The 16,838-nt window shown below is 71.1% G+C and carries 14 protein-coding genes; 7 read left to right on the forward strand and 7 right to left on the reverse strand.

All coding sequences use genetic code 11. The features are described 5' to 3' along the window. Positions 1-9: 9 nt before the first annotated feature. Positions 10-459 (reverse strand): DUF948 domain-containing protein, encoded by a 450-nt coding sequence (locus tag QQS16_RS09890; RefSeq protein WP_286061251.1) that lies wholly within the window; start codon positions 457-459, stop codon positions 10-12. 153 nt (positions 460-612) lie between these two features. On the opposite strand from QQS16_RS09890, the gene QQS16_RS09895 reads away from it, so the two are divergent. Then, positions 613-2,778: an ATP-binding protein gene (locus tag QQS16_RS09895; RefSeq protein WP_286061252.1), complete on the forward strand. Its 2,166-nt coding sequence runs from the start codon at positions 613-615 to the stop codon at positions 2,776-2,778. Positions 2,779-2,808: 30 nt separating this feature from the next. Here the strand turns inward: QQS16_RS09895 and rpsD are convergent, their stop codons facing one another. From rpsD to QQS16_RS09910, 3 genes are all read right to left on the reverse strand, one after another. Continuing rightward, the gene (rpsD, locus tag QQS16_RS09900) at positions 2,809-3,423 is read right to left on the reverse strand and encodes a 30S ribosomal protein S4 (protein ID WP_286061253.1); all 615 of its coding nucleotides are present in this window, start codon (positions 3,421-3,423) and stop codon (positions 2,809-2,811) included. Positions 3,424-3,765: 342 nt separating this feature from the next. Next, a complete protein-coding gene (locus tag QQS16_RS09905) occupies positions 3,766-5,121 on the reverse strand; it encodes a replication-associated recombination protein A (protein ID WP_286061254.1) in 1,356 nt (451 codons plus the stop codon). A 68-nt stretch (positions 5,122-5,189) separates the two neighbouring features. Further along, complete coding sequence (locus QQS16_RS09910) at positions 5,190-5,852, reverse strand: vitamin K epoxide reductase family protein (protein WP_286061255.1); 663 nt, start codon at positions 5,850-5,852, stop codon at positions 5,190-5,192. A 146-nt stretch (positions 5,853-5,998) separates the two neighbouring features. On the opposite strand from QQS16_RS09910, the gene QQS16_RS09915 reads away from it, so the two are divergent. Genes QQS16_RS09915 through QQS16_RS09930 form a run of 4 tightly spaced genes read left to right on the forward strand, consistent with a single transcriptional unit; the run spans position 5,999 to position 9,589 of the window. After that, the gene (locus QQS16_RS09915) at positions 5,999-6,931 is read left to right on the forward strand and encodes an ABC transporter ATP-binding protein (protein ID WP_286061256.1); all 933 of its coding nucleotides are present in this window, start codon (positions 5,999-6,001) and stop codon (positions 6,929-6,931) included. Then, a complete protein-coding gene (locus QQS16_RS09920; protein WP_286061257.1) occupies positions 6,928-7,773 on the forward strand; it encodes an ABC transporter permease in 846 nt (281 codons plus the stop codon). Before QQS16_RS09915 ends, QQS16_RS09920 begins: the two co-directional genes overlap by 4 nt. Next, complete coding sequence (locus QQS16_RS09925; RefSeq protein ID WP_286061258.1) at positions 7,770-8,969, forward strand: sensor histidine kinase; 1,200 nt, start codon at positions 7,770-7,772, stop codon at positions 8,967-8,969. The genes QQS16_RS09920 and QQS16_RS09925 overlap by 4 nt, the downstream gene beginning before the upstream one ends. Further along, entirely contained in the window at positions 8,966-9,589 is a 624-nt protein-coding gene (locus QQS16_RS09930; protein ID WP_286066275.1) for a response regulator, read from the forward strand. The genes QQS16_RS09925 and QQS16_RS09930 overlap by 4 nt, the downstream gene beginning before the upstream one ends. 206 nt (positions 9,590-9,795) lie before the next feature. Here the strand turns inward: QQS16_RS09930 and hisS are convergent, their stop codons facing one another. Continuing rightward, positions 9,796-11,058 carry a histidine--tRNA ligase gene (gene hisS, locus QQS16_RS09935; protein WP_286061259.1) on the reverse strand — a complete coding sequence of 421 codons (1,263 nt, stop codon included), beginning with the start codon at positions 11,056-11,058 and terminating at the stop codon, positions 9,796-9,798. A gap of 13 nt (positions 11,059-11,071) precedes the next feature. Next, the gene (locus tag QQS16_RS09940; protein WP_286061260.1) at positions 11,072-11,794 is read right to left on the reverse strand and encodes an MBL fold metallo-hydrolase; all 723 of its coding nucleotides are present in this window, start codon (positions 11,792-11,794) and stop codon (positions 11,072-11,074) included. A 179-nt stretch (positions 11,795-11,973) separates the two neighbouring features. Here QQS16_RS09940 and QQS16_RS09945 point away from each other — a divergent pair, with 179 nt between their 5' ends. Together QQS16_RS09945 and QQS16_RS09950 are read left to right on the forward strand one after the other, a co-directional pair. Then, complete coding sequence (locus QQS16_RS09945) at positions 11,974-12,804, forward strand: peptidylprolyl isomerase (protein WP_286061261.1); 831 nt, start codon at positions 11,974-11,976, stop codon at positions 12,802-12,804. A 135-nt stretch (positions 12,805-12,939) separates the two neighbouring features. After that, positions 12,940-14,169 (forward strand): DUF349 domain-containing protein, encoded by a 1,230-nt coding sequence (locus QQS16_RS09950; RefSeq protein WP_286061262.1) that lies wholly within the window; start codon positions 12,940-12,942, stop codon positions 14,167-14,169. Between the two features lie 95 nt (positions 14,170-14,264). On the opposite strand, the gene relA is transcribed toward QQS16_RS09950, so the two are convergent. Next, positions 14,265-16,805, reverse strand: coding sequence for a GTP pyrophosphokinase (relA, locus tag QQS16_RS09955; RefSeq protein WP_286061263.1), 2,541 nt, complete (start codon positions 16,803-16,805; stop codon positions 14,265-14,267). Between the last annotated feature and the right edge of the window lie 33 nt (positions 16,806-16,838).

The following is a 16,838-nucleotide window of genomic DNA, read 5'->3' on the forward strand; positions in this document are numbered from 1 at the left end:
CGCTGGCTCTCAGTCCTTCTTTTTGCGGAGGTCTCGCTTGTCCCGCCGAGAGACCGTGCGGCCCACGATCACGGTACGCCGGGGTGCCTTGGCGGGTACGTCGTCCTTCTGGCCGCCGAGGGCCCGGCGTACGCCGTAGCCGAAGGCGGCGACCTTGACCAGGGGGCCGCCGAAGGTGGAGGCGACGGTCGTCGAGAGCGCCGAGGCGTTCGACGTGACCTCCTGGACGTCCGACGCGATCGCGTCGACCCGGTCGATCTGGGTCTGCGCGGAGCGCACCGCCGCGGAGGCGTCGGACAGCAGCGGGACGGCCTGATCGGTCACGTCCGCCACGAGCTTGGTGGTCGCCCTGAGCGTCTGGGCCAGCCTCGCCAGCGCGACGGCGAGGAAGGACACCAGGATCGCCCAGAAGACGGCCACCAGGATCCCGGCCACCTCTCCACCGGACACTGTGCGCACCCGCTCCCTGAAACGTGCCTGCGTGACGAATAAGTCGTACGCCGAGCCTATCGCGCCGGGGGTGGGGCTCCGTACCGGATTACCGCCCGCGCGCGGCCGGGCCGCCGGCGGCGATTGTACGGAGCGCGTACGGTTCAGTACGCTCCGTGTCCCATGCGCGATCATCAGTGCGGGAGTACCCCGGTGCCCGGCAATCTCCCCCTGGAGCTCACCAGGTTCGTGGGCCGCACGGCCGAACTCGCCCGGCTGGCACGGGTACTCGCCGCCTCGCGGCTGGTGACCGTCACGGGAGCCGGCGGGGTCGGCACGTCACGGCTGGCGGCGCATGCCGCGGCGCGGGCCGGGGTCCGTGACGGTGTGTGGCGGGTCGAGCTGGCACCCGTGCGGGATCCCGAACTCGTCCATCACGCGGTCGTGGAGGCACTGGGACTGACGGACCACACCACGCGGGCGCCGCGCGAGACCCTGCTGGCCCATCTCGCCGAGCGTGAACTCCTGCTGATCCTGGACGGGTTCGAGCATCTGGTGGACACGTGCGCCTCGCTGGTGACCGAGCTGTCGTGCCGGGCGCCGGGCCTGCGGGTCCTCGCCGTGGGACGCAGGCCGCTGGAGGTGGCCGGCGAGCACCTGTTCCCGCTGGGTCCGCTGGACCTGGACGAGGCGGCCGAGCTGTTCGTGGACCGGGCGGCCCGCCACGGGATCGGTCTGCGGGACGATCCGGACGTACGGGAGCTGTGCCGGCGGCTGGAGGGCATCCCGCTGGCGGTCGAGCTGGCCGCGGGACGGCTGCGGGCACTGTCCCCGGCGCAGTTGCTGGAGCGGCTCGACGACCGGTTCCAGCTGCTGACCGGCGGGAGCCGTGACGCGCTCCCCCGGCACCGGACGCTGCGCACGGCGATCGGCTGGAGCCACGAACTGTGCACTCCCGAGGAGCGGTTGCTGTGGTCGCGGCTGTCGGTGTTCGCCGGGTGGTTCGACCTGGAGGCCGCGGAGTACGTGTGCGGCGGGGACGGGCTGCCCGCGGACGACGTCCTCGATGTCGTCGCGGAGCTGCTGGCCCAGTCCCTGCTCACCCGCGAGGAGACCGTGACCGGTGTGCGTTACCGCATGCTGGACACGGTCCGGGCGTACGGCGCCGACTGGCTGGAGGCCACCGGTGACGCGGCCCGGCTGCGGCGGCGGCACCGGGACTGGTACGTGGGCCTGGCGACCTGGTGCGAGCTGGACTGGTTCTCGCCGCGGCAGCACGAGGTGGCCGCGCGGATCGAGGCGGAACTGCCGAATCTGCGGCTGGCCCTCGAGTGCTGCCTGGCCGAGCCGGAGGGCGTGCGGCTGGGCCAGTACCTGGCGGGCTCGCTGTGGTTCTGCTGGGTCGGCTGCGGCCGGCTGGCGGAGGGGCGGCACTGGCTGGAGCGGGCTGTACGGCTGGGCCCGGAGCACGAGCGGTCCCGGCTGAAGGCACTGTGGGTGCTCGGCCACGTGGCGATCCTCCAGGGGGACGCGGTGCCCGCGCTGGCCGCGCTGGAGGAGTGCCGCACCGGGGCGGAGCGGGTCGCGAGTGCCACGGGGCGGGCCTACGCGGAGCACCGCATCGGCTGTCTGGCCCTGGTGACGGACGACATGGCGCGCGCGGAGACGCTGCTGCGCTCGGCGCTGGAGCGCTACCGGGAGATCGGCGAGCTGAACAGCAACGTGCTGATGGGCCAGGTGGAGCTGGCGATGACGCGGGCCTTCCAGGGCGATCTGCCGGACGCGGTGCGGCTGTGCGAGGACGTCCGCCGGGTCTGCGAGGACCACGGCGAGCGATGGGCGCGGGGGTACGCGCTGTACGTCCTGGCCTACGCCGCCTGGAGCGGGGGCGATCCGGCCCGCGCCCGCGAGCTGCTCACGGACTGTCTGGACGGGGCCCACGCCTTTGGCGACCTGCTCGGCTCGGTGCTGTCCATCGAGCTGCTGGCCCTGGTCGCGGCCACGGAGGGCGACCCGGCGGAGGCCGCGGTGCTACAGGGCGCGGCCGCGGCCATGTGGCCGTCGGTGGGCCTGCCGCTGTTCGGCTCGGCGTACTACAACGCCCCGCACGAGCTGTGCGAGCGGGCGGCCCGGGACCAGCTGGGCGACGAGCGGTACGAGGAGTGCGCCCGGCAGGGGCGGTCGCTCGGGCGTGAGGGGGCCGTGGCCCGGGCCCTGGGGCGTGGCGGGCCCGGGGTGCCGGCGGCGCTGCCGGGGCCGTGTGGCCCCGTCCGGCCCGCGACGGCGTCCCCGGACACGCACGAACCCGCCGCCTCGCCCACCCGGAAGGGCGGGGAGACGGCGGGCTGACGCGCGGGGTGGTGCGGTGTCCGCCGAGGATCAGCGGGCGTAGTACTCGACGACGAGCTGCTCGTCGCAGATCACCGGGATCTCCTTGCGGTTCGGCTCGCGGTCCAGGCGGAAGGCCAGGGCGCGGAGGTTCACCTGGAGGTAGCGCGGGGTCTCGCCGTCGGGGGCGAAGCCGCCCTCGCGCGCGATCGAGAACAGGGTCTTCTCGCGGCTGCGCTCACGGACCATCACGACGTCGTCGGGACGGACGCGGAAGGACGGCTTGTCGACCTTCTGGCCGTTGACCTCGATGTGGCCGTGGACGACCATCTGGCGGGCCTGGTAGATCGTGCGGGCGATGCCCGAACGCAGGACCAGCGCGTCGAGACGGCGCTCGAGCTCGATGATCAGGGCCTCACCGGTCTTGCCCTGGACCTTGGAGGCACGCTCGTAGGCGCGGACGAGCTGACGCTCGGACACGTCGTACTGCGCGCGCAGACGCTGCTTCTCCAGCAGACGGACCTTGTAGTCCGAGTTCTGCTTGCGGCCGCGGCCGTGCTCACCCGGCGGGTAGGGGCGGGCCTCGAAGTACTTGACGGCCTTCGGGGTCAGCGCGATGCCGAGGGCACGCGACTTCTTGACCTTGGGGCGGGACTGGTTCGGCATGAACCAAACACCTCGTGTCTCTGATGCGAATACGGCTTCACCAGGGTTAGGGGAGGTCGCATCCGCAGCCGGGGAAACCCACCGGGTCCTGTCCTACGGACCTGCGGGCAGCCGCTCCCTGGTCTGGGCACAACGTGCAGCACGCGAGTGGCCCACCGACCTGTCCCGCGAATTCCGGGTGGTGGTGGGCTGCCCGCGACACCGTTCGACGGTGCGCGACGCTCCTGGAGTGCCTTCCCCGAGGGGAGGCTCTCCGGCTGGATGTCCCGTTCTGGTGGTGCCGGTTCTCCTTGCGGAGGTCCGGACACAGGACTCAGCACTTCGGGCGAGTCTACAGGGTGCTCAGGACCGCTTGCGACCGAGGTGGGTGCGGGTCCACTCCACGGCGTCCGCGTACCGGGCCTCGGCGCCGTGCCGGGTGGGGGTGTAGTACTCGCGGTCCTTGATGGCGTCCGGCGCGTACTGCTGGGCGGCGATGCCCTCGGGCACGTCGTGCGGGTACACGTACCCCTGCGCGTGTCCGAGCTTGGCGGCGCCCTTGTAGTGCCCGTCGCGCAGGTGCGGCGGGACGGGTCCGGCCAGTCCCTTGCGGACGTCCTCCATGGCGGCGCCGATCGCGGTGGTCGCCGCGTTGGACTTGGGGGCCAGGGCCAGGGCGATGGTGGCGTGGCTGAGGGTGAGGGCGGCCTCCGGGAAGCCGATCATGGCGACGGCCTGGGCGGCGGCGACCGCGATCGGCAGGGCGTTCGGGTCGGCGAGGCCGATGTCCTCGCTGGCGGAGATCATCAGGCGGCGGGCGATGAAGCGAGGGTCCTCGCCAGCCTCGATCATGCGGGCCAGGTAGTGCAGGGCCGCGTCGACGTCGGAGCCGCGGATGGACTTGATCAGGGCGCTGGCCACGTCGTAGTGCTGGTCGCCGTCGCGGTCGTACGTCACGGCCGCCCGGTCGACCGTCTCCTCCAGCGTCTGTAGGGCGACCTCCGCCTCGCCCTTGTCGAGGGCGGCACCGGCGGCCGCCTCCAGGGCGGTCAGGGCGCGGCGGGCGTCACCGCCGGCGATCCGCAACAGGTGCTCCTCGGTGTCCCCGGGGAGGGTGACGGAGCCCTTGAGGCCGCGTTCGTCGGTGAGGGCCCGGTGCAGCAGGCCGCGCAGGTCGTCGTCGGTGAGGGGTTCGAGGGTGAGCAGGAGGGAGCGGGACAGCAGCGGGGAGATCACCGAGAAGTACGGGTTCTCCGTCGTCGCCGCGATGAGCGTCACCCAGCGGTTCTCGACGGCCGGGAGCAGGGAGTCCTGCTGGGCCTTGCTGAAGCGGTGGATCTCGTCGAGGAAGAGGACGGTCTCCTTGCCGAAGCCGCCGGTGGCGCGGCGGGCCCCCTCGATGACCGCGCGGACCTCCTTGACGCCGGCGGTGATCGCCGACAGCTCCACGAAGCGCTTGTTGGTGGCCTTGGAGACGACGTACGCCAGCGTCGTCTTCCCGGTGCCGGGCGGGCCCCAGAGGATCACCGAAGAGGGACCGGCCGGGCCACCCGCGCTCTCGCCGACCAGTCTGCGCAGGGGCGAGCCCGGCTTCAGCAGGTGCCGCTGGCCCACGACCTCGTCGAGGGTGCGCGGACGCATCCGGACGGCCAGCGGGCTGGCGGCCGGGTCCTTCTCCTGACGTTCTTCTGCTGCGGCGGTGAACAGGTCGGGCTCCACACCCAAAACCCTATGTCACCCCACTGACAACCCCGCCGGGGCCGCCCGGCGGTCCGCGACGGGGGCCGTCAGCTGGTCCAGAAGTCCCACCAGCGGGTCATGATCAGGATGCCGATGACGCCGGTGTGCAGCACCGGAAGCACCCAGGTGAACTCGCCGAAGAAGCTCTTCAGCCAGTGCGGGGCGGGCAGGAAGCCGTTGCGGACGTTGAACGACGTCACGTACCAGAACATGACGATCGTCGCGACCCAGGCCAGGGAGCACCACAGGCACAGGGCGCCGATCCGGTACAGCGACTGGAACTGCAGCCAGGTGCAGAAGCCGACACCGAAGAGCGTGCCGAAGTTGAAGGTCAGCCAGTACCAGCGGGGGAACCGGGCCCGGGCGAGCAGGCTCATGCCGACGCAGATCACCATGCCGTAGCAGACCAGGCCGAGCATCGGGTTGGGGAACCCGAAGGCCTCGGCCTGCCTGCTCTCCATGACGCTGCCGCAGGAGACGACGGGGTTCAGGCTGCACCCGGGGACGAAGGTCCTGCCCTCGACCTTGGCTTCGAGCAGCTTGAACTTGTCGAGCGTGATGACCCACGCGGCGAGCAGACCCGCCGCACCGGTGATCACCAGCAGCAGGGCGAACGCACGGCTGCCGCCCGCCGTCCGGGGCCCGGCGGAGGAGGTCTCCGGCACGGGCTCCGACTCGGTGGAGACGTTTTTGACTGTGGTCTTGCTCATCACGCGGATTCCGTCTGCTTGAGAGTCGGACCTGCTTCGGGCACGGGTCATTCTGCCGCACCCGCGCGCCTGTCCACCGTTCGGTGGACATAAGAAGGTACGCCCGGTCGTCCCCGGGCGATCGGTTCCGGCCGAGGCTCGAACGCATGACAACACACGCGAACGAGCTCGCGGTGGACGTACGGGGGCTGCGCAAACGGTACGGCGGCGTGACCGCCGTCGACGGCATCGACCTCGACATCCGCAGGGGCGAGGTGTTCGGCCTGCTGGGGCCCAACGGGGCGGGCAAGAGCACGACGGTGGAGATCCTCCAGGGCAACCGGGACCGGGACGGGGGCGAGGTGTCCGTGCTGGGGTCGGACCCGGCGCACGGCACGCGCGCGTGGCGCTCACGGGTGGGAATCGTCTGGCAGGACGAATCCGCGCCCGCCGAGTTGACGGTCGACGAGAGCGTGCGGCACTTCGCCCGCTACTACCCGAGGCCGCGGGACCCTCAGGAGGTCATCGGCCTGGTCGGTCTGGAGGCGAAGGCGGGCAGCCGGGTCAAGGCGCTGTCCGGCGGGCAGCGCCGGCGTCTCGACGTGGCGCTGGGGGTGATCGGCGGCCCCGAACTGCTGCTCCTGGACGAGCCGACGACCGGATTCGACCCGGCGGCCCGGCGCCAGTTCTGGGACCTGATCCGCAAGCTGGCCGACGAGGGCACGACCATCCTGCTCACCACGCACTACCTGGAGGAGGCGGAGGCGCTCGCGGACCGGCTGGCGATCGTCACCCGGGGACGGGTGGTCGCCGAGGGTGAGCCGACCGCGCTGCGGGAGCGGCACGGCACCGGGACCACCGTCGAGTGGACCGACACGGACGGCACCCCGCGCGCGGAGCGCACCGACACGCCCACCCGGACGGTCGCCGAGCTGATGCGCCGCTTCGACGGCGAGATCCCGGGGCTGCGGGTGAGCCGCCCCACGCTGGAGGACGTCTACCTCCGGCTGACGGGACAGTCGACGGCACGGACCGCACAGACCGCCAAGTCCGCGGCGACCCCACAGACCGGAGCGACCGCGGCGGAGGACACGCGATGACCACGACCGTCGTACGGCCCCGGACCACGCCGTCCGCCGCGCGGCTGCCCGGCGCGTGGGGACTCGGACTGCGGCGGGGGGTGCTGGAGATCAGGCAGTTCTTCCGGCAGCGCGACCACGTGGTGTTCACGTTCGCCTTCCCGGTCGTGTTCCTGTTCCTCTTCGCGTCGATCTTCAGCGACGACGTGCCGGACGCCGGCATCACCGCCTCGCAGCTCTACGTTCCCGCGATGATGGCCGCCGGCATCATGTCGACGAGTTTCCAGTCCCTCGGCGTCACCATCGCGATCGAGCGGGACGAGAAGGTGCTGCGCCGGCTGCGCGGGACGCCGATGCCGCCGGCCGCGTACTTCCTGGGCAAGATCTGGCTGGTTCTGGTCACCGGTCTGCTGGAGACCGTGATCCTGCTGGCCGTCGGCACCGGGCTGTACGACATCCAGCTCCCCTCGGACGCGGAGCGCTGGTTCCACTTCGCCTGGATCTTCCTGCTCGGGCTGACGGCGTGCGCGCTGCTCGGGATCGCGGTCAGCTCGGTCCCGAAGTCGGGCAAGAGCGCCAGCTCCGTGGTCGTCCTGCCCTTCCTGGTGTTGCAGTTCATCTCCGGGGTGTACATCGCGATCGACACCATCCCGGACTGGATGCTGAACATCGGCGCGCTGTTCCCGCTGAAGTGGATGTGCCAGGGGCTGCGCGGGGTGTTCCTGCCCGAGTCGGCGCGGATCCTGGAGCAGACGGGGAGCTGGGAGTTCGGCCGGATCGCCCTGGTGCTCGGGGCGTGGTGCGTCGGAGGATTGCTGCTGTGTCTGCTGACCTTCCGGTGGAAAGACCGACGCGACGGGTGACCGACCCGGACGACACCGTCGGCGCGTACACCTGGGCCCGGTCGTTCCGGATCTGGGACACGTACTTCGCGCTCATCTGGCTGGCCACCCTGGTGTTCGTGCTCGGCACGGCGCATCCGGCGTGGCCGGTCCGGGTGGTCGCGGCGGGGCTGCTCATCCCGCTGGTCCCGTTGTTCGTGTGGATCGGACGGCCCATTCTGCGTGGCGACCCGCCCGAGGAACGGCAGGCCCTCGGTTACCTGGTCGCGGCGATGGCGCTGTTCCTGCCGTCGGCGATCCTGGTGGGCGAGACGCGGCTGATGACCTTCGCGCTGGTGCCCCAGTGCTTCATGACCCTGCGGATGCACCGGGCACTGGCGGCGGTGGCCGTCATCAATCTCGTGCCGGTGCTCGGCTGGGCCCTGGTGTGGTGGCCCAGCCACCAGGACGTCTTCTTCAACACCCTGTTCGCTCTCGTGACCCTGGTCTTCTCGGTGGCCGTCGGCAGCTGGGTCATCCGGATCATCGAGCAGAGTCAGGAGCGGGCCGCGCTGATCACGGAGCTGGACGCGAGCCGCCACGAGGTGTCCCGGCTGTCGGCCGAGCGCGGCGCGCTGGCCGAGAGGGAGCGGATGGCCCGGGAGATCCACGACACGCTGGCGCAGGGCTTCACCAGCCTGCTGATGCTCATCCAGGCCGTCGAGGCGGAACTCGACCACGACGTGCCGCAGGCCCGCCGGCATCTCGCCCTGATGGACGAGACGGCCCGTCAGAACCTGGCGGAGGCACGGGCCCTGGTCGCCGGGGGCGCGCCCGCCGACCTGGCGGGGGCCTCCCTGCCGGACGCGCTGCGCCGACTCGCCACACGGCACGAGGCGACGCTGGACGTGACCGGTTCCGCACGTCCGCTGCCCGCCGGCGCCGAGGTGGTGGCCCTGCGCACCTGCCAGGAGGCGCTGGCCAACGCCCGCAGGCACGCGGGGAGTTCACCCGCGGTGGGCATCTGCCTGGCGTACGCCGACGAGCACCTGACCGTGTCCGTACGGGACGACGGCTGCGGCTTCGACCCGGAGACCGTCCGCGGGGGCTACGGTCTGGCGGGGCTGCGGGCCCGGGCCACGGAGGTCGGCGGGACGGCTCAGGTGCGCAGCGTCCCCGGCGACGGTACGACGGTGACCGTCCGCCTGCCCGTACCGCCCCCGAGGAGCGCATGGTGATCCGGATCATCCTGGCCGACGACCATCCCGTCGTACGCGAGGGGCTGCGGGCGATGCTCAGTGCCGAACCGGACCTGGAGGTGGTCGCGGACGCGTCCAGCGGACCGCAGGCGGAGGCGATGGCGGAGCGGCTGCGGCCCGACATCGTGCTGATGGACCTGCGGATGCCGGGCGGCGGGGGCGTGGACTCCATCGTGCGGATGAGCGCGGCGGGGCTGCCGTGCCGGGTGATCGTCCTGACGACGTACGAGACGGACCGGGACATCCTGCGGGCGGTGGAGGCGGGGGCGGCGGGCTATCTGCTGAAGGATCTGCCGCGTGGCGAACTGGCGGAGGCGGTACGGGCCGCCGCGCGGGGTGAGACCGTGCTGGCCCCCTCGGTCGCCGCCCGGCTGGTCGACCAGCTCCGTACCAGGCCGGAGCGGCCCCGTCTGTCGGAGCGTGAGACGGCGGTGCTGCGGCTGGTGGCGGAGGGGTGCACGAACGCGGAGATCGGGCGCCGGCTGTTCATCGGTGAGTCGACCGTGAAGACCCATCTCCTGCGGATCTTCGGCAAGCTGGGGGTGGACGACCGGACGGCGGCGGTGACGAGCGCGATGCGCCACGGTCTGCTCGACTGAGGCATGTCGCCACCCCTACCCGTCCCGTCCCGTCCTTCCGGGGGCTCCGCCCCGGACCCCGCTCCTCACACGCCGGAGGGGCTGATCTCAGGCCGTCCGGCGTGTGAGGACGAGGCCCCTTCAGGGCCGAAGAGGGGGTCTGGGGGCGGCGGCCCCCAGGAACGGGACGGGTAGGGGCGGCGGGGGCGAGAACACCTTCCCCGGCCTCAGCCCAGCCTCGACTCCAGTTCCGCCACGATCTCGTTCACGCCGATCGGCGTCTGCTCGCCGGACTCCATGTCCTTGAGCTGGACGACCCCCTCGGCGAGATCACGCTCACCGGCGACGACCGTGTAGCGCGCGCCACTGCGGTTGGCGTTCTTCATCGCCCCCTTGAGCCCCTTCGCGCCGTACGAGAAGTCCGCCGCGATGCCGTTCTTGCGCAGCTCGGTGACCTTCGCGAACAGCACCCGCCGGGCCTCCTCCCCCAGCGGCACCGCGAACACACTGGTCGCCGCAGGGAGTTCGAGCTCGACCCCCTCCGCCTCCAGCGCGAGCACCGTGCGGTCGACGCCCAGCGCCCACCCGACGGACGGCAGCGCGGGCCCGCCGATCATCTCGGACAGCCCGTCGTAGCGGCCGCCCCCGCCCACCGCGGACTGCGAGCCCAGACCGTCGTGGACGAACTCGAACGTCGTACGGGTGTAGTAGTCCAGGCCGCGCACCAGCTTCGGGTCGTCCTCGAAGGAGACACCCGCCGCCGTGATCAGCTCGCGGACCTCCTCGTGGTACGCCTTGCAGTCGTCGCAGAGGTAGTCGCGCAGCACCGGCGCGTCCGTCAGCTGCTTCTGGACGTCGGGGCGCTTGTCGTCCAGGACGCGCAGCGGGTTGATCTCCGCGCGGCGCAGCGTCTCCTCGTCGAGGTCCAGGTCCCGCAGGAAGCCCTGCAGCGCCTCCCGGTACACCGGCCGGCACTCCTTGTCGCCCAGGGAGTTCAGCAGGATCCGGAAGTTCCGCAGGCCCAGCGAGCGGTACGCCTGGTCGGCCAGGATGAGCAGTTCGGCGTCCAGTGCCGGGTCCTCCGCGCCGATCGCCTCGGCGCCGACCTGCGAGAAGTGGCGGTAACGGCCCTTCTGGGGGCGTTCGTAGCGGTAGTACGAGCCGGAGTACCAGAGCTTGACCGGCAGGTTGCCCGCCTTGTGCAGGTTGGCCTCCAGCGCGGCGCGCAGCACGGAGGCGGTGCCCTCGGGGCGCAGCGCCAGCCGGTCGCCGCCCTTGGTCTCGAAGGCGTACATCTCCTTCGTCACGATGTCGGTGGACTCGCCGACCCCGCGCGCGAAGAGCTCGACGTTCTCGAAGCCCGGTGTCTCGATGTAGCCGTAACCGGAGGTGCGCAGCGGCGCGGCGATCGCCTCGCGGACCGCGAGGAACCGCGCGGAGTCCGGCGGGATCAGGTCGTACGTGCCCTTGGGGGCCTTGAAGGTGCTCACGGGAAGTCTCTCGTCACATTCCTCGTCGGGGAGGGGTGTCCACGCCCGTGCCGCGCTCCTGGCGGCCCGCGGCGACCTGCCGCAGATACGGGTTGGTGGCGCGCTCCTGGCCGATGGTCGTCTGGGGGCCGTGGCCGGACAGCACCACGGTCGAGTCGTCGAGCGGCAGGCACACACGGGCCAGCGAGTCGAGCATCTCGGCCATGTCACCGCCGGGCAGGTCGGTACGTCCGATGGAGCCGGCGAAGAGCAGGTCGCCCGAGAAGAAGACGGGCGGGGTGTCCGCCGCCTCGGGCATCCGGAAGGTCACCGACCCCTTGGTATGGCCCGGCGCGTGCGCGACGGAGAACTCCAGACCGGCCAGGTCCAGCCGCACGCCGTCGGTCAGCTCGCGGACGTCGTCCGGCTCCCCGACGGTCAGCTCGCCCAGCAGCGGCATCCCGACGGACCGGCCGAGCGCCTTCGCGGGGTCGCTCATCATGTACCGGTCCTCGGGGTGGATCCAGGCCGGTACGTCGTGCGCGCCGCACACCGGGACGACCGAGGCCACGTGGTCGAGATGACCGTGGGTGAGGACGACGGCGACGGGCTTGAGCCGATGCTTCTTCAGCGTCTCCTCGACTCCCTGGGCGGCCTGGTGGCCGGGGTCGATGATCACGCACTCCTCACCGGCGGCGGGGGCGACGAGATAACAGTTCGTCCCCCAGGCCCCGGCGGGGAACCCGGCAATGAGCACGATCGTCCTTCGTTGTGTCGATTCGGGTGGGCTTCGAAGCGGTTACGCCTGTGGTCAGAGCCTACCGGCGCTGCCGATTCCTCAGCGAACCCATATACGGTACGGGGCACACGCAGGCGGTCGGCTCACAAGACGCACGCGTCCCAGTCGACGTACGAGACGCATGAGGAGAGAACCCGGTGGTCACCCAGGAACAGCGGAAGCGTCAGCTCGCCCGGGAGAAGTTCTTGCGGCAGCAGCAGCGACGCACGGCCGCGCGGCGCAAGGCGCGCATGCGCAACTCGGTGATCGCGTCGGTCCTCGGCGTGATCCTGGTGGGCAGTCTCGCCCTGTACACGACCGGCACCCTCAAGGGTGACGACGACAAGGCCAACGCGGGCTCCGAGACGAGCCCGAGCGCCGAGGCGCCCAGCAAGGCGCCGGATCCGTGTGAGAAGCCCGCGGCCGGCAAGGTCAAGACGGCGACCTGGAAGAAGGAGCCAGCGATGACCATCGACAAGTCGGCCGCTTACTCGATGCGGCTCGCCACGACCTGCGGCGAGATAGACATCGCGCTGAAGACGTCGGCGGCGCCGCACACCGTGAACTCCTTCAGCTTCCTCGCGGGCAAGGGCTTCTTCGACCACACCAAGTGCCACCGGCTCACCACCGAGGGCATCTACGTGCTGCAGTGCGGCGACCCGACGGGCAGCGGCAGCGGTGGTCCGGGCTACACGATCCCGGACGAGAACCTGAAGGACAAAAGCCTGAAGAGCAACATCTACCCGGCGGGCACGGTCGCGATGGCGAACACCGGCCAGAAGAACACCGGCGGCAGCCAGTTCTTCCTCGTCTACCAGGACAGTCAGCTTCCGCCCAGCTACACACCGTTCGGCACGGTGTCCGAATCAGGCATGAAGGTCCTCAAGAAGATCGCCGGCGCGGGAGCCCAGGCGGCCGACCCCACTACGGGCAATACGGCACCCAACGCGACCGTCGTGATCAACAAGGCAACTGTCACCAAATCCTGACCTTCAGCTGGGTAATTTCGGTCGCGCGGGATGCGGACAGGCAACCCGCCGGTCGCCTATGTTGGCCGTGACGAAACTGTGGACGATGCCCGGGGGCGCAGACGCCCTGCGCAGGCATCATGTGGAGGAGGCGCTGTGAGCAGCGACCCGTGGGGACGCGTCGACGAGACGGGGACCGTGTACGTGCGAACGGCCGACGGCGAGCAGGTCGTCGGTTCCTGGCAGGCCGGCTCCCCGGACGAGGCGCTGGCCTACTTCGAGCGCAAGTACGAAGGCCTGGTTGTCGAGATCGGCCTCCTCGAGAAGCGAGTGAAGACCACCGACCTGTCCGCGAAGGACGCGCAGGCCGCGATCGACCACATCCGCGAGCAGGTCGACGCGCATCACGCGGTCGGTGACCTGGACGCCCTGCGGACCCGGCTGGACAAGCTCGTGGAAACGGTCGACAAGCGCCGCGAGGAGCGCAAGGCGCAGCGGGCCAAGCAGTCGGACGAGGCGCGCCACGCCAAGGAGGCGCTGGTCGCCGAGGCGGAGGAGCTGGCGCAGTCCGACCAGTGGCGGGCGGCCGGTGAGCGGCTGCGGGCCCTGGTGGACACCTGGAAGGGGTTGCCGCGCCTGGACCGCAAGTCGGACGACGAGCTGTGGCACCGCTTCTCGCACGCCCGCTCGGCGTTCTCCAAGCGCCGCAAGGCCCACTTCGCGTCGCTGGACGCGCAGCGCGAGGACGCCCGCCGGACCAAGGAACGCCTGGTCGCCGAGGCCGAGTCGCTGTCCGGCTCGACCGACTGGGGTCCGACGGCCGCGCGCTACCGCGACCTGATGGCGGAGTGGAAGGCCGCGGGCCGCGCCCAGCGCGAGCACGAGGACGATCTGTGGAACCGCTTCCGCGGCGCCCAGGACGTCTTCTTCGCCGCCCGCAGCTCGGTCTTCGCCGAGCGGGACGCCGAGCAGGCGGAGAACCTGAAGCTGAAGGAGGAACTGGCCGAGGAGGCCGAGAAGCTCCTCCCGATCGCCGACCTGAAGGCGGCCCGCGCCGCGTTCCGCTCGCTCAACGAGCGCTGGGAGGCCGTCGGCCACGTGCCGCGCGACGCCCGGCCGAAGGTCGAGGGCCGGATGCACGCCGTCGAGCGGGCGCTCCAGGAGGCCGAGGAGACCGAGTGGCGCCGGAGCAACCCGGAGGCCCGCGCGCGGGCCGAGGGGCTCACCGGTCAGCTCCAGGCGGCCGTGGACAAGCTTCAGGGCCAGATCGAGCAGGCGCGCGCCCAGGGCAACAACGCCCGGGCCGACAAGCTGGCGCGCGAGCTGGAGGGCCGTCAGGCGCTCCTGGACCAGGCGCTCAAGGGATTGCAGGAGTTCGGCGGCTAGTCCCGGCGACCGGTTCCCAGGGTCCGCCCGGACCCCGCATCACGCAGAGGGGCTCCCGTACGCACCGTACGGGAGCCCCTCTGCCGTGTGCGCCGCTACGACCGGCTGCGCGCCGACGTCACCCGGTACACGTCGTACACGCCCTCGACGCCCCGGACCGCCTTCAGGACGTGCCCGAGGTGCTTGGGGTCGCCCATCTCGAAGGTGAAGCGGGAGGTGGCCACGCGGTCGCGGGAGGTCTGCACGGCCGCGGACAGGATGTTGACGTGCTGGTCGGACAGGACGCGGGTGACGTCCGACAGGAGCCGGGACCGGTCCAGGGCCTCGACCTGGATGGCGACCAGGAAGACCGAGGACTGGGTGGGCGCCCACTCGACCTCGAGGATGCGCTCCGGCTCGCGGGACAGTGAGTCCACGTTCACGCAGTCGTTGCGGTGAACCGATACGCCACTGCCGCGGGTGACGAAGCCCATGATCGGGTCACCGGGCACCGGCGTGCAGCAGCGGGCCAGCTTGACCCACACGTCGTCGACGCCCTTGACGACCACGCCGGGATCGGTGCTGGTGCGGCGCTTGCGGCTGCGGCCGCGGGACGGCGGGACCGACTCGTCGATCTCCTCGGTGGCCGCCTCCTCGCCGCCGAGCGCCTGGACGAGTTTCTGCACGACGTTCTGCGCGGAGACATGGCCCTCGCCGATCGCCGCGTACAGCGCGGAGATGTCCGGGTAGCGCATCTCGTGCGCGAGCGTCACCAGCGAGTCACCGGTCAGGATGCGCTGGATCGGCAGGTTCTGCTTGCGCATCGCGCGGACGATGGCGTCCTTGCCCTGCTCGATCGCCTCGTCCCGGCGCTCCTTGGAGAACCACGCCCGGATCTTGTTGCGGGCGCGCGGCGACTTCACGAAACCGAGCCAGTCGCGGGAGGGGCCCGCGCCGGCCGCCTTGGAGGTGAACACCTCCACCAGGTCGCCGTTGTCCAGGGTCGATTCCAGCGGTACGAGCCTGCCGTTGACCCGCGCTCCTATCGTGCGGTGGCCGACCTCGGTGTGGACGGCGTACGCGAAGTCCACCGGCGTGGCCCCGGCCGGGAGCGCTATGACGTCGCCCTTCGGCGTGAAGACGAAGACCTCGTTGCGGGACAGGTCGAAGCGCAGGGACTCCAGGAACTCGCCCGGGTCCTCGGTCTCCTTCTGCCAGTCGAGCAACTGGCGCAGCCACGCCATGTCGTTGAGGTGGTCGTCCTTGCCCTTGCCGGACGACCTGGGGGCGTCGGTGCGCACCTTGGAGGCGCCGGCGACGGCCTCCTGCTTGTACTTCCAGTGCGCGGCGATGCCGTACTCGGCGCGGCGGTGCATGTCGAACGTACGGATCTGGAGTTCGACCGGCTTGCCGTTGGGTCCGATGACCGTCGTGTGCAGCGACTGGTACATGTTGAACTTGGGCATCGCGATGTAGTCCTTGAACCGGCCGGGGACCGGGTTCCATCGCGCGTGCACCGTGCCGAGGGCGGCGTAGCAGTCGCGGACCGTGTCCACGAGGACGCGGATGCCCACCAGGTCGTAGATCTCCGCGAAGTCACGGCCGCGGACGATCATCTTCTGGTAGACGCTGTAGTAGTGCTTCGGGCGGCCGGTGACGGTCGCCTTGATGCGGGCGGCGCGCAGGTCGGACTGCACCTCGTCGGTCACTATGGCGAGGTACTCGTCGCGCTTGGGGGCGCGCTCGGCGACGAGGCGGACGATCTCGTCGTACATCTTGGGGTAGAGGATCGCGAAGGCGAGGTCCTCCAGCTCCCACTTGATGGTGTTCATGCCCAGGCGGTGGGCGAGCGGCGCGTAGATCTCCAGGGTCTCGCGCGCCTTCTTCTCCTGCTTCTCGCGCTTGAGGTAGCGCATGGTGCGCATGTTGTGCAGGCGGTCGGCGAGCTTGATGACCAGGACGCGCGGGTCCTTGGCCATCGCGACGACCATCTTGCGCACGGTCTCGGCCTGCGCGGCCTCGCCGAACTTGACCTTGTCCAGCTTGGTGACGCCGTCGACGAGCAGCGCGACGGAGTCGCCGAAGTCACGGCGGAGCTGGTCGAGGCCGTACTCGGTGTCCTCGACGGTGTCGTGCAGGAGACCCGCCATGAGCGTGGCCGGGTCCATGCCGAGCTCGGCGAGGATCGTGGTCACCGCGAGCGGGTGCGTGATGTACGGGTCGCCGCTCTTGCGCTTCTGGCCGCGGTGCCAGCGCTCGGCGACCTGGTAGGCCTGCTCGATCTGCCGCAGTGTCGCCGTCTCGATCTTCGGGTCGTTGCTGCGCACGATCCGCAGCAGGGGCTCCAGGACCGGGTTGTACGGGTTGGAGCGCTGGACACCGAGGCGGGCGAGGCGGGCGCGGACGCGGTTGGAGGAGCCGGAGCGGGCGGGCTGCCCGGCGGACGAGCGGGCGGCGGGCGGGTTGGCGGGGCGCTCGGCCGGGAGGGGCTTGGGGCGCTGCTGCTCAGCCGGCTTGTCGACGGGCGCGGACGGGGCGTGCTGGACCGGCCCGCGAGAGTCGTTCTTCGCTTGCGGCGTGCTCGGCGCGGGCTTCGCCGCGGGCGCCGAGGCGGGCTCGGGCTTTGCGGCGGTGAGTGGCTGGGCCTCGTCTGGCAAGAGGACTCCTCGTGCGCGATCCGGGTCCCCCGG

The organism is Streptomyces sp. ALI-76-A, from assembly GCF_030287445.1.
Classification (GTDB): domain Bacteria; phylum Actinomycetota; class Actinomycetes; order Streptomycetales; family Streptomycetaceae; genus Streptomyces.